12 protein-coding genes are annotated in these 13,970 nt (G+C 40.2%); 4 read left to right on the top strand and 8 right to left on the bottom strand.

The window, feature by feature from the left end; all coding sequences use genetic code 11:
• Positions 1-74: 74 nt before the first annotated feature.
• Positions 75-1,937: an alpha-amylase family glycosyl hydrolase gene (locus BUC17_RS09695; protein ID WP_083544878.1), complete on the top strand. Its 1,863-nt coding sequence runs from the start codon at positions 75-77 to the stop codon at positions 1,935-1,937.
• 36 nt (positions 1,938-1,973) lie between these two features.
• Here BUC17_RS09695 and BUC17_RS09690 read toward each other — a convergent pair whose 3' ends face one another.
• Positions 1,974-3,245 (bottom strand): adenylosuccinate synthase, encoded by a 1,272-nt coding sequence (locus tag BUC17_RS09690; protein WP_073363776.1) that lies wholly within the window; start codon positions 3,243-3,245, stop codon positions 1,974-1,976.
• Positions 3,246-3,271: 26 nt separating this feature from the next.
• Positions 3,272-3,724 carry a Fur family transcriptional regulator gene (locus tag BUC17_RS09685; RefSeq protein WP_073363774.1) on the bottom strand — a complete coding sequence of 151 codons (453 nt, stop codon included), beginning with the start codon at positions 3,722-3,724 and terminating at the stop codon, positions 3,272-3,274.
• Between the two features lie 376 nt (positions 3,725-4,100).
• On the opposite strand from BUC17_RS09685, the gene BUC17_RS09680 reads away from it, so the two are divergent.
• From BUC17_RS09680 to BUC17_RS09670, 3 genes are all read left to right on the top strand, one after another.
• Positions 4,101-4,391, top strand: coding sequence for an RNA recognition motif domain-containing protein (locus BUC17_RS09680; RefSeq protein ID WP_073363772.1), 291 nt, complete (start codon positions 4,101-4,103; stop codon positions 4,389-4,391).
• A gap of 171 nt (positions 4,392-4,562) precedes the next feature.
• On the top strand, positions 4,563-5,678 hold the full coding sequence (locus tag BUC17_RS09675) for a DEAD/DEAH box helicase (protein WP_073363771.1): 1,116 nt from the start codon (positions 4,563-4,565) through the stop codon (positions 5,676-5,678).
• 14 nt (positions 5,679-5,692) lie between these two features.
• The gene (locus tag BUC17_RS09670; protein WP_073363768.1) at positions 5,693-5,905 is read left to right on the top strand and encodes a hypothetical protein; all 213 of its coding nucleotides are present in this window, start codon (positions 5,693-5,695) and stop codon (positions 5,903-5,905) included.
• 17 nt (positions 5,906-5,922) lie between these two features.
• On the opposite strand, the gene BUC17_RS09665 is transcribed toward BUC17_RS09670, so the two are convergent.
• The 6 genes from BUC17_RS09665 to BUC17_RS09640 form a co-directional block, all read right to left on the bottom strand.
• Positions 5,923-6,792, bottom strand: coding sequence for an HAEPLYID family protein (locus BUC17_RS09665; protein ID WP_073363896.1), 870 nt, complete (start codon positions 6,790-6,792; stop codon positions 5,923-5,925).
• A gap of 148 nt (positions 6,793-6,940) precedes the next feature.
• Complete coding sequence (locus BUC17_RS09660; RefSeq protein ID WP_073363765.1) at positions 6,941-9,157, bottom strand: RelA/SpoT family protein; 2,217 nt, start codon at positions 9,155-9,157, stop codon at positions 6,941-6,943.
• Between the two features lie 118 nt (positions 9,158-9,275).
• Positions 9,276-9,722: a hypothetical protein gene (locus BUC17_RS09655; RefSeq protein WP_073363763.1), complete on the bottom strand. Its 447-nt coding sequence runs from the start codon at positions 9,720-9,722 to the stop codon at positions 9,276-9,278.
• Complete coding sequence (locus BUC17_RS09650) at positions 9,707-11,419, bottom strand: T6SS effector amidase Tae4 family protein (protein ID WP_159433944.1); 1,713 nt, start codon at positions 11,417-11,419, stop codon at positions 9,707-9,709. The genes BUC17_RS09655 and BUC17_RS09650 overlap by 16 nt, the downstream gene beginning before the upstream one ends.
• A 160-nt stretch (positions 11,420-11,579) precedes the next feature.
• Positions 11,580-13,130: a serine hydrolase gene (locus tag BUC17_RS09645; RefSeq protein WP_073363758.1), complete on the bottom strand. Its 1,551-nt coding sequence runs from the start codon at positions 13,128-13,130 to the stop codon at positions 11,580-11,582.
• A 12-nt stretch (positions 13,131-13,142) separates the two neighbouring features.
• Positions 13,143-13,934 carry a TrmH family RNA methyltransferase gene (locus BUC17_RS09640; RefSeq protein WP_073363894.1) on the bottom strand — a complete coding sequence of 264 codons (792 nt, stop codon included), beginning with the start codon at positions 13,932-13,934 and terminating at the stop codon, positions 13,143-13,145.
• Positions 13,935-13,970 lie beyond the last annotated feature (36 nt).

Raw genomic sequence — 13,970 nt, 5'->3', positions numbered from 1 at the left:
AGTTTTTTTTATTAGCCTAGAGAATCCCCGACGAATTTCTATATTTGTGTTTCATCATGAAAAAACAATGTACCATGCATAAATACATCTGGATGGCCGGCTTGGCATTTGCCTTTCAAGTTCAAGCACAAGCCCCCAAAACTCCATCACAACCTCCCAAAAAAGTAACACCTGTGGAACAGAAAAAAGTCGTTTATCAAGTTTTTACCCGATTATTTGGCAATACCAATACCACCAACAAACCTTGGGGGACCAAGGAAGAAAATGGCGTTGGAAAATTTAATGATTTTACCGACAAAGCGTTAGAGGAAATCAAAGGGTTGGGCGTTACACACATTTGGTATACAGGAGTGCCCCATCACGCGGTGGTAGCCGATTACAAGCCCTACGGCATAAGTGACGATGATCCCGATGTGGTAAAAGGACGTGCGGGTTCACCTTATGCGGTGAAGGATTATTACAATGTAAATCCCGACTTGGCTGTCGATCCCTTGACGCGTTTGCAAGAGTTTGAGGCCTTGATTGAACGCACCCATAAAAACGGAATGAAAGTCATCATTGATATTGTTCCCAACCACATTGCCCGTAAATACAAGAGTTTGTCAAAACCCGAGGGAGTAAAAGACTTTGGGGAAGACGATGACGTGACGCAAGAGTACAACCGTAATAACAATTTTTATTACATTCCAGGGCAACCGTTTCAAGTGCCTACATCACCCGATTACAAGCCTCTTGGCGGGGATGAACATCCGTTATTGGATGGGCAATTTGATGAAAATCCAGCCAAATGGACCGGAAACGGCTCTCGAGCGGCAAAGCCTGATATTAACGATTGGTACGAGACCGTTAAGGTAAATTATGGTATCCGTCCCGATGGTTCCAAAGATTTCCCTGAATTGCCTGAGGGTTTTGAGAAAAAAACCTATGCGGAGCATTATGCGTATTGGAAAGACAAGGATGTGCCCAATTCGTGGTTGAAGTTTCGCGAAATTGCGATGTATTGGTTGGAAAAAGGAGTCGATGGTTTCCGTTATGATATGGCTGAAATGGTTCCTTATGAATTTTGGAGTTTTTTGAACTCCTCGATCAAAATGAAAAATCCTGAAGCCTTTCTTTTGGCTGAAGTATACAATCCCAACGAGTACCGCAATTACATTTTTAAAGGTAAAATGGATTACCTCTACGACAAGGTGGAAACCTATGATCATTTGAAAGCAATGATTCGGGGACAGGCGCTTTCTGATGGATTGACCGACATACGCAAACGCAACCAAGATATTGAGCGTCACATGTTACACTTTTTAGACAACCATGACGAGCAACGTTTGGCAAGTGTTGATTTTGCGGGAACTCCGGAACGCGGGAAACCCTTAATGGTGGTTTCAACCCTTTTGAGTTCAGCTCCTATCATGATTTATTTTGGACAGGAAGTAGGCGAACCCGGTTTGGAGGAAGGTGGTTTTGGAAAACCAACACGTACCAGTATTTTTGATTACGTGGGCGTACCGCATCACCAACGATGGATGAACAACGGTAAATTTGATGGCGGACAACTTTCGGATAGTGAAAAAGCACTCCGGGATTTCTACAAACGATTATTGACCTTTAGTGCCAAAAGTTCGGCGGTGATGGGCAATTATATGGACTTACACGCACCCAATGCGTCAACACCCAATTACGACGGACAACAATACGCTTTTGCACGTTGGTCGGCCACGGAGAAGTTGATCGTTGTGTCTAATTTTGATTCGTACCGTGAGGTGGATTACACGTTGCAAATTCCCGCTGAGTTGATTCGGTTGTGGGGACTCAAAGACGGTACGTATCCAGTAAAAGATGTTTTGTACGGCACTACGGTTTCTTTGAAAGTGAGTCAAGGCAAAGGGCAACTTCCAGTGAAGTTAAAAGGAAGTGAGTCCTTGGTGTTAAAGTTATAAGACAAAAAAACCGTTCAATGCGAACGGTTTTTTTTATTATCTCACTATCGTTTGTTTTCGATCGGGACCCACGGAGACAACCTTAATCGGTACTTCGACTTCCTGTTCGATAAATGCGATGTAATCTTTTAACTCTTGCGGCAAGCTCTCAAAGGTTGTTAACCCTGTTAAATCGGCGTTCCAACCTTTAAATTCCGTGTAAATTGGCGTGACATTTTCCTCTTCAATATTGTAGGGCAAATGGTGAATGGTTTTCCCTTTGTATTGGTAAGCGGTACAGACTTTCAACGTTTCGAATCCCGAAAGTACATCGCCTTTCATCATCATTAATTGGGTCACTCCATTGATTTGAATGGCATATTTTAACGCCACGAGGTCCAACCATCCGCAGCGGCGTTGGCGTCCGGTAACCGAGCCGAATTCGTTGCCAACTCGAGCCATCGTAGCGCCGACTTCATCAAACAATTCGGTAGGGAAGGGGCCACTTCCTACTCGTGTAGTGTAGGCCTTGAATATTCCGAAAACGTCTTTGATTTTATTGGGTGCAATACCTAATCCGGTACACGCTCCGGCAGCAGTGGTATTGGAGGAAGTGACAAAAGGATAGGTACCAAAGTCAACATCGAGTAGCGAACCCTGAGCGCCTTCACATAAAATGGATTTTCCAGCTTTTTGCGCTTGGGCTAAATATTCTTCACTGTCGATAAAGGTCAATTTTTTCAAGGCTTCGATTGCGGCAAAAAACTCAGTTTCCATTTCTGCCAAGTTGTATTGAATCGCCACATCGTAGAATTTAATCATTTCTTCGTGTTTGTTGGCCAATTGTCGGTAGCGTTCCTTGAAGTCATTCAATTCAATGTCGCCCACACGAATACCGTTGCGTCCCGTTTTATCCATGTAGGTTGGACCAATACCTTTGAGGGTAGAACCGATTTTGGCTTTTCCTTTGGCGGTTTCTGAGGCGGCATCCAATAAACGGTGGGTCGGTAAAATAAGATGTGCTTTTCGTGAAATGAACAATTTGGACGTTATATCCATATTGAATTTTGCCAAGCCTTCAATTTCCTTTTGAAAGACCACGGGATCAATCACCACACCATTCCCGATGATATTGATGGAATTGGCATGGAAAATACCCGAGGGAATAGTACGCAATACGTGTTTGATGCCGTCAAATTCTAAAGTGTGTCCCGCATTGGGTCCGCCCTGAAAACGGGCAATAATGTCATACTTTGAGGTGAGTACGTCGACAATTTTTCCTTTGCCTTCGTCACCCCATTGTAATCCTAACAGTAAATCTACAGTCATTGTTGTGTTGTTTGTGTTGTGTGGAGTTATGCTTTTTTACTGGCGTAGAAATAGAGGGAATGGTTGTGAATTTCTATCCCAAAAATTTCTTCCATGGTTTTTTTGATGGTTTGAATACGTGGATCACAAAATTCGATCACTTCGCCTGTATCGGTCATAATAATATGATCGTGTTGCTTGTCGAAGTATGATTTTTCATAATGCGCCTGATTTTGACCAAATTGATGTTTGCGCACTAGTCCACAGTCGAGAAGGAGTTCAATGGTATTGTACAAGGTCGCTCGACTCACCCGATAGTTTTTGTTTTTCATTTTGATATACAAATTCTCGATGTCAAAATGTTCTTCACTATCGTAAATTTCTTGTAAAATGGCATAGCGTTCGGGTGTTTTTCGATGCCCGTTGGTTTCCAAATAGGCCGTAAAAACATTCTTTACGGTCTCCTGATTTTTAGCGTTATCCGAAGCAATTTGTGTCATAGGTTACAAAGATACTTTTTTGTTGCCAAGAGGCAAAACTTGACGCTCATTTTTAAACGATTCCTATTTTCATTCCCAAAACGACTGTAAAAATTGGGCAACGATATGCCTCTCTAAAGTTTCAAAAATCGTTGGTTTAAGCGCTGGAATCCCTTTTTTACTCGTTTTACCTGCTTTGGCAACCCTTGGTATGACTGTAAAAATGAAAATAAATGTGTTTTAAAAAGCGGAAACGTTACTTTACCGCTACCTTTGTACCCGATTGGTTCTCTGCCAATGCTCGTTCTGGATAGTGAATTTTGTTTTAATGACTTCTTTTCTTTTTCAGTTTTGGCGTTTCAGTACTGCCTTTTTTAATCATTAAAACAATTTTATTATGAACATTTATGTTTCCAACCTGAGCTACCATACCTCAGAATCAGATTTGCGCGAATTATTCAGCGCGTATGGTGAAGTTAATTCTGCAAAAATTATTACTGATCGTGAAACGGGACGTCCTCGTGGATTTGCATTCGTAGAGATGGCTCAAAAAGAAGAAGGCCAACGCGCGATTCAAGGATTAAACAACACTTCGGTAGACAATTTTGACATTAACGTTGCTGAAGCACGTCCTCGTGAAGAGCGTTCACAATCGCGTAACTCGTTTCAATCGTACAAAAGGTACTAAACGACTTCTTGGTATTTGCCTTTCGGCGTGCAAGAGTCGCTCTATAGCCCTACAACATGGCAGAACGTCATTTTTGGCGTTCTGTGCGTTGTGGGTCAATCCTGTTTTTCCCTTTCTACTTCATAAGACGAATACTATAGGAAGTTCGAATATAATTTTACATTCGATCCTATGACATTTCAAGATTTTTCATTGCTTCCCGTGCTCCAAAAAGCGATCACCGAAGCGGGCTACACCCAGCCTTCACTCATTCAACAGAAAGCCATTCCTCTTTTGTTACAAGGCCACGATCTCATTGGTTGTGCGCAAACAGGAACCGGAAAAACCGCTGCTTTCGTGTTGCCCATTTTACAACAACTAACCCAAAATAAACCCACAACTTCGGGTCAAATTCGTGTTTTGGTGGTGACGCCCACCCGCGAATTGACGCTACAAGTTGAAGCTACGTTTACGCAATTGGGTTCGGGATTACCTTTTCGTTCTCAGCCCATTTTTGGTGGTGTTTCAGAAGGAAAACAAATTCAAGCGTTGCACCAAAAGCCAGCAATTATTGTGGCAACTCCAGGACGATTATTGGATTTATTACGCCGTAATCTTATCGATCTTCGCCATTTAGAAGCCCTTGTTTTGGATGAAGCCGATCGCATGCTCGACATGGGATTCATTCACGATATGAAGGCGTTATTGCGTTTTTTACCACAACAGCGACAAACCTTGTTTTTTACAGCTACATTTCCCGATACCATTCGCAAATTAATTCCGCTTTTTCTCAACAATCCCATGCAAGTTGATGCGCAACCGGTGTCGTCGATCAAAGCGGTGATAGAACAGGCCGTATATGTGGTGGAACCGCAAGATAAAGAACCGATTTTGTTATCGGTATTGCGCAATCATAACGGGCACCAATGTTTGTTGTTTACCAAAACCAAGCACGGTGCTAATAAATTGGTTCAAAAATTAAGCAAACAAGGCGTTACTGCGGCAGCAATTCACGGCAACAAGTCGCAATCGGCCCGTCAAAAAGCATTGGCAGATTTTAAAGCGCAAACCATTCAAGTGATGGTGGCTACCGACATTGCCGCCCGTGGTATTGATATCGAAGCCTTGCCTTTGGTGATCAATTACGACTTACCGACCGAAGTGGAAACGTATGTGCATCGTATTGGTCGAACAGGTCGCGCTGGATTGAGCGGTCAAGCGATTAGTTTTTGTACGCCCAACGAATCGGCTATGTGGCGTCAAATCGTCAAACAAAATGGCAAACCCATTCATCAACTTACTCATTAATTCGATTATTCTCTATGGCAGACTCGTTTTCCAAAAAACAACAACACAAGAAAAAAATCCTCAAACAAAAAGAAAAAGATCAAAAGAAAGCCGACCGAAAGTTGCACAATAACAAGGGCAAAGGGTTTGACAGCATGCTCATCTATGTGGATGAAAACGGTCATTTTACCGATACTAAGCCAGAACCAAAACTGGTGATTAAAAAAGAAACAACAAAAAATCCCTAACGTTGATTCTAAATCAATTAGTGCTTTTTGGTATGTCCAGGCTCATAAATTAACCGGAGAAATGAACTAAAACGTTCGTTTTCTCGGTTAATGGGGATTCCAGTAACGATGCCAACCATAAAGTTATCGGCAATACCAACCCGCATTTGTGGACGGATGGTCATGTCGAAGTCTTTACCTGTAGCTACTTTGTTTAATTCTATCCCCACGAAATTTCGTGTTCCCGAAATCATATAGTGGAAGTTGCTATTAATTTGCCAAAATAAGTCTTGGGATTTTTTGTCAAAATGATGAACCACAACGGGTCCTGTATACAACAAGGTGTGGAAGTTATTGCCCCAACGTTTGGCTGCTACAAAAAAGGGATTGTACACAAATCCTGTAATCCAAGGGCTGCTTTGGTATTGTTTAAATTCATTGAGTTCAATTTCGTGGATGTACCCCAACGCCATACTCGTTTTATGCTTTTCGGAGACGTAAAATGAATATTGTGCCGCTACTTTAAGACTATTTAATTTACTTCCAGGTGCTGTAGTATTCCCCTGAATCGGGTAGTAAAATGAAAATGGGAGTTCAACTTCCAGTCCCAAGCGATCCACGGGTGCCCACTCATATTCGACTAGAGCAGTATAACGGTCATAGTTTCCGTTGTCGGTAAGTCCCATTCCAACATTCCATTCTTTTTCTCCTTTTCGCGCCCCCAAATCACGAATTAAATCAATAAATAGAGGTTCAGCATGCAACACTTTGTCGGGATTGGATTTGTTTTCTATTTCTTGGATGTACAAACTGTCTTTTATTTCGTTTTGTAACTCTTTATCCTCTTGGGCAAATCCAAACCCACTTATCAGTAAAAGTCCTAGTAAAAGAAAAGCTTTTGTCATCATTTTTTTTTTGCAAGAATAACGTTTCCCCAATTTTTTTCGTCTTGGGTAATGCATTTTTAACAAAAATATAATAGTACTTGCATCAACTGATTATAGTGAAATCGACTTTAATTTTTGAAAATCAAACCTTAAGAAATTTTAATTTAAATTAACTGTACACACGCGACACTTTTTCAATACCGTCTATTTTTTTGATATTTTCAATCATGCGCTTTAATATCTGATTGTTCTGAACAATTACAGTAACTTGTCCGTTGAAAATTCCCGCTTCGCCACTCAAGGAAATACTTTGTATGTTTACATGCATTTGGTTGGAAATCACTTTGGTGAGTTCATTCGTTAAGCCCAACGTATCCATGCCTGTGATGTTTAACATCACTTTAAACTCTTGTTTGGTCGAATCGATCCAACGGGCTTGCATAATGCGGTAGGCGTAATTGGATTGTAAGCTAATCGCATTGGGACAGTCCTTTTTATGCACCTTGATGCCTTCGTTGATGGTGACAAACCCAAAAACTTCATCTCCCGGAATCGGATTGCAACACGATGCCAGTTTGTAATCCAAGCGGTCTTGTTCTTTACCAAAAACCAATAGGTCATAGTTGCTTGTCAACTCGGGGCGGTTGATTTCCTCGGGATTGTTGCTATGGCTGCGTTTGATTTTATTCTTAAAGAAATTAATCAACGTATTGCTTTTCTGGGCGGCATAGTCTTTTAATTGCTGGTTTTCTATGGCGCCAATGCCCACCCGGTAAAACAGGTCTAAACTGGTTTTTAGTTTAAAATAATTTACCAATTCATTCACCACCGATTCATTTAAAGTAATCTTCAAATGCTTTAGTTTTCGCGTGAGTAATTCTTTGCCTTCTTCAGCAATTTTTTTGGTGTTTTCGTTTAGAACGCTGCGAATTTTATTTTTCGCACGGGAAGTCGTTACATAGTCCAACCAGTTGATCGTTGGCTTTTGGTGCGGAGAGGTGATGACTTCCACCTGATCGCCACTTTTTAGTTCATGGTTTAAAGGCACTAACCGTCCATTGACCCGAGTACCGCGCGTTTTGATTCCGATTTCGGAGTGGATGCTAAAAGCAAAATCTAGAGAGGTAGCTCCTTTTGGTAACGATTTGATTTCGCCTTTGGGGGTGAAAACAAAAATCTCCTTAGCATACAAGTTCATTTTGAAATCCTCCACAAAATCCACCGCGTTGGATTCTGAGTTTTCCAATGCTTCTTTCAACAAGTTCAGCCATTTTTCAAGTCCAGATTCTTCCGTAGCGCCTTGTTTGTATTTGTAATGCGCCGCGTATCCTTTTTCCGCGATTTCGTCCATGCGTTCGCTTCGAACTTGTATTTCGACCCAACGGCCTTTCGGACCCATGACGGTGATGTGCAAGGCTTCATACCCTGTCGATTTGGGCGATGAAATCCAGTCGCGCAAACGGCTCGGACTCGGACGATAATGGTCGGTTACGACGGAATAAATTTTCCATGCAAGGAATTTTTCGTCGTGGGTATTGGATTTATAAATAATGCGTAATGCAAATTTGTCGTATACTTCATCAAAGGTCACGCGCTGCACCATCATTTTACGACGAATCGAATAAATGGATTTGGGTCGGCCCTTGATGATATACTCAATGCCTTCTTCGTCCAAAGATTTTCGCAGCACATCCGACACCATTTTGATATAAGCATCTTGCTCTTCTTTGGTTTCTTTGATTTTACTAACGATGTCGTTGTAAATGGTCGGTTCGGTATATTTCAACCCCAAATCTTCCAATTGGGTTTTGATGTTGTACAATCCCAAACGGTGGGCGAGAGGCGCATAGATGTATAAAGTTTCCGAAGCAATTTTCTCTTGCTTGTATTGCGGCATGGAATCCATCGTTTGCATGTTGTGCAAGCGGTCGGCGATTTTGATGAGAATTACCCGAACATCATCGTTTAACGTAAGCAGCATTTTTCGGAAATTCTCCGCCTGCATCGAGATGTTCATGTCTTTTTTTACCTGTGCAATTTTGGTCAATCCACCTACTAATTGGGCAATTTTTGGATTGAACAAGCGCTCAATGTCCTCCACCGAAATGGGCGTGTCTTCTACCACATCGTGCAACAAGGCCGCGGCAATTCCGGTAGCACCCAAACCAATCTCAGAAGCCACTATTTTGGCCACTCCGATGGGATGAAAAATATAGGCTTCTCCCGACTTCCGACGTTGGTCTTTGTGAGCATCGACAGCTACATCAAAGGCTTTGCGAATCAGTTTTTTATCGTCCTCGGTCAAGGTTTGGTAACTAATCCGCAACAGCTCCTTGTACTCGCGTGCTAGGGCTTTTTTTTCTTCTTCTAAATCTATCTCGTGCATGGGAAATCGCTTAGTTGGCTAAATGTACAACTTTTTCAGGCAATTTTGCAAGATAGAAAGATAGGTTTTATTGATATCCGTCTTTATTTTTTATTGTATGATGAAAGAAGTAGCATTCCTATTTTTTATCAGTGATGTGTTTTTTGTAGGCCACTTCAGCTATGGAATCGAGCTCCCGACTTGCATAATAATTAAGGCAATTTCCACAAATGAATCGTTTTTTTGCCTCTCGAGATTCATCACAATCTTCACAATGGGGAAAAATGGGAAGGGGTTGATTTTGAATAACAGCAAGCGCTAAACTATCGGCCCATTGGTGTTGAAATTCCAACGGATTGGCATTATAATATAATAGGTCTTTGGAAGTTAATATTCGGGTGAGTGTATCGTTATTGATTCCTTTTTGAAGGCATTTGACAAAAAACTCCGTTTTAAAATTGTTTTTCCAACCTTGCTTTTCAGTTCCAAAGTTTGGGGTGTATTTTTCAAAATTAATTGAAGAACAACCAAGAAAAAATAAAACCGATATAAAAAATAATAATAATTTAATCAATCTAAAATCCATATATCTATATAATTTACAGGAATAAAATTATTATTTGGATCAAAAAAATGACTTCCTAACCAACAATTTCCATTTTCAATGATATCAACATGACCAGAACCCCATGTAGATTGGATGGAGGGTAATGCAACCATTGAATAAATTCCATTCATTCCGGCTGTTAAATTAACAAAGTTTTTCCCTTTTACACCTGCTTGTGTTGAATCAAAATGATGATAATTTGAATTGTTTGTTCCGAATGTCTTTCTTAACCAACTATTCAAAACTTTAGCATTAATAATGTAATTTTTGCCATCCATTCCTTGAACAGTGTTTTTTGTGCCGTTGGGATTATCAGGAAGAGCAGGAATTGTAACGCCCGAATAGTTCAATGCTCTCGATATTCTAATAGCGCATGTATTAAATTTATTTCCGCTAGATGTAACCTGATTATACATTGTTAATAACTCACCACCTATTTCAGTACAAACTGTCAATCCATTTTTATATTTACTTGGACATGAATTTTTAAAATTATCAAAACTAGGTAAAGTTTGTGTTGGAAAAGTTAAATTTGGATCGGACCAATAATTCTCATTATATTCACCATCTAATCCTTCCGATTCTCTCATAAAGAAATTTTCAAATTCTTCATAAGTAATATCACTATTTTCAATTATAAAATTTAGGCTCCATTCAATAAATTCTATACTTTCAGAATTAAAATTATTTGTTTCTAAATAATTTAAAAAGTGACTAGAAAATGAATTATTATTCAACAGGAAGTTAAATTGTTGATTTGTTAAATTAATGTATTTCTTTAGTTCTTTTACCAAAACAAAATTTAATCCTGAATTAGTGTTGTCTGCCAAAACTGGTGAAGTAATCAAAAAAGGGATAGAAGATGAATTTGGATTGTCGGTTATGATATTAATATTTCCGATTGTGTTAAATTCACCATTCCCACCACCACCTATACTCATCCATTGGCCTGAACCAATATTAATACTACTTCCGCCACCTATTATAATGACATTTACACCACCCGAGTTAGAACCACCTGTTGAAGGACCAGAATCGAGAGACTCTGGACATTTAATCTGAATAAAAGTTGTTTCTATTTCACCATTTCCTAAGTCATTTATTTTATCAACTACGTAGCAATTACCGTAAACATCATGATAAATAGTACCACCATAGTTATTATTTATTTGAATATTATTTAAAGTTTTAAGATTCAATTTGTCAGTTATATTTGACAATGAAAAACCTTGATTTAATTGATTTATTTCATTATCGTTAAATGAGTATTCGGCAATATAACACTCGTAAATTGTGTTATCTTTAACTGATATAACTAAATTTTCTTTTTTATCGAAATCAACTCTATTTCTGTAAATTTCAAATGTGAAAGTCGTAAGATTTTCATTTGAGAAAAATAAAATTTTGTCGGTGTTAATGAAAAAATTAAAAGCTTCATTATAAATCAACCTAGTTTGATTATTTGATGAAATATTGTTTAGATTGTTAGTATTAGAACTATTTAATTTTTCATAAACATTAAACGCTGTTGAATGCCTTTTAAAATCTTCATAAGAAATAAACTTTTTCTCACTTTGTAGACTATTTGAGGGATTTTCATAGATATCTTTACTACAACTTACCGTTAAAAAACAAAAAAATAGAAATAAATTAACTGTTTGGTACTTGAATTTCATAATAAAAAGGATTATAAATAATAATAATGCTAATATACACATTAAATTAAAACATTAATTATTTTATAAAAAATTTCATGTCTATTAAAAAGAATTTATTGCGCCATAGAAAAGCAATCAATAATATGAAGTGAATTTTCATTTTCATATTATCCAATTATTAATCAGTAACCTTCGAAAAATTCAAATCTTGAAAATCGTAACTAAAATCGGTCAATGGCGAAATAGGTGCCATGGTAAAACCGATTAGTTTTCCATCGGCATTGCGTTTAAAATACACATGAGCGTCGGCCATCAAGCTACGGTTGAACCATTTTACGGCAAAGTGATCGTCTTTCACCCAGTGCAATGTTCCTGTGAGGCGAGGTGAACGGTGGGAGGTAAATAATATTTTGTTTTTGCCTTCGCTGATGGTAACCGCTCCAAACCAAGGGTCATGATACTCCCCCAGCATGAATTTTTTCGGGCGATAGCCTTTTACCTGCTCGTTTTCGGTTACTTGACGCCAGATGGTAGCAGTAATCTGATCGGCTTGCGCTTCTTTGGTGGCACGATCCGATTGCAGCGTGGTCACATGATCGGGGTGTTGCAACCCCAAGTAGGCATCTTTGATGGTGTTGGAAATTGCGGTAAAAGCAGCGCCACTTTGTTGGTTGGTAAACACGATGATGCCCAGTTGCAGCTCAGGAAACAGTACGGTTTGGGTGACCATTCCATCCAAACCTCCCGTGTGTGAAACTTGTAAATGACCGTTGATATCGGTCAATTGCCAGCCCAGTCCGTAGGCTTTAAAATGGCATCGGTAGGGAGCCACTCCGCTGATAGGCATCAACGTTTGGGGCTTCCACATTTCTTGGTGTGTGGTTTTCGAAAAAAGGGTTTCCGTTGCCAAAGGGCCATAAGTTCCCTGTTGCAACTGCGCTATAACCCAATGGCTCCAATCTTCAACCGAGGTATACACGCCAGCAGCGGCATCAAAAATTGAATTGGTGTAGCGCGGAATCACTTGTAATCCATTCTCGGTAGGCACATGCGGTACACTGCAATTGGTGGTATCTTTTACCCGTTCCCAAGAAGTGGCGCTACGCGACATGCGTAAAGGGGTCATCAAATGTTGTTCCACATAGGCATTCCACGATTGACCACTTACTTTTGCAACAACTTCGCCTGCAATAATATACAACAGGTTGTCGTAATCGTATTTGGCTCGGAATCCCGAAACAGGTTTTAAATACTGGATGTTTTGCACGATATCATTTCGCGTGAAATTATGTCCGTCGGGCCAAATCATCAAATCCCCTGCGCCCAATCCCAAGCCACTGCGATGCGTCAGCAAATCCCTGATGGTAAATTCGGCGGTTACATACGCATTGTACATTTTAAAATTGGGAAGGTATTGCACCACCTTATCGTCCCAGTGTATTTTTTTTTGGTCGACCAACTGCCCCAAGGCCGCTGCGGTCATGGCTTTGGTATTGGAAGCAACCGCAAATAAGGTTTGGGCATCGACTTTTTCCTGGGTTTTGGCATTTCGTATTCCATATCCTTTGGCTAGTACAAGTTTTCCATCTTTGACAATGCCCACGGCGATTCCGGGAACATTAAAGGCTTTGCGGGTTCGTTCGACCACATCATCGACTTGCGCTTCAGTAATTTGGGCTTGTACACTTCCTATGGAAAGGAAAAGCATAGAAAAAAAGAGTTGTTTCATGGGGGAAAGATTTTATGTAAAGCCGCGTTGACGTTTGGCTTCGAAAAGTAAAATTGCGGCGGCTACCGAGACATTCATCGAATCGATAGTCCCCGACATGGGAATGATAATGTTTTGTGTTGCGGCTTCACGCCACGCTTCAGTGAGTCCGGTGGCTTCTGTTCCGACGACCAGAGCGGTTGGTCCGGTATAATCATTTTCATGATAGGCATTGGCGTTTTGCAGCGTGGCACTGTAGATGGCAATATTTTTTTGTTGTAAAAAAGAAATAACCTCGGCTGAAGTTCCCGTAGCAATTGAATTGGTAAATAAGCATCCTACACTCGAACGAACAATGTTGGGATTGTACAAATCGGTCTTGGGATTGGCAATTACCACGGCATCGGCGCCCACGGCATCGGCAGTTCGTAACAAAGCGCCTAGATTTCCAGGTTTTTCAATAGCTTCAGCCACAAGTAGCAGCGGGTTTTGAGGGAGAATCAACGTCTCGAGTTCGTGATTTTGCATTTTTGCCACCGCAATAATTCCCTCTGTGGTATCGCGATAGGCTAATTTTTGATAGACTTCTCGACTGATTTCAATCCAGGTTACCGATTGGGGTACTTGGGACTGAAGGGATGTTGTCGCTATCATTTCGGGGACAAATAAAACCGTTTCCAATTGATATCCTCCTTGCAAAGCCAATGTGATTTCCCGCTGGCCTTCAATGAGAAAAGTGCCCGATTGTTTGCGCGCTTTGGCTTTTTCTTGCAGGAGCAGCAACGATTTTATCAATGGATTTTGTGGCGATTGTATTTGTTTCAAAACAACTGATTTAAAACGGCTAAAATACAAGAAAAG

This window comes from Flavobacterium fontis, assembly GCF_900129405.1.
GTDB lineage: Bacteria > Bacteroidota > Bacteroidia > Flavobacteriales > Flavobacteriaceae > Flavobacterium > Flavobacterium fontis.
The sequence above is the reverse complement of the archived record's forward strand: the minus strand, read 5'-3'. Positions and strand labels throughout refer to the sequence as shown.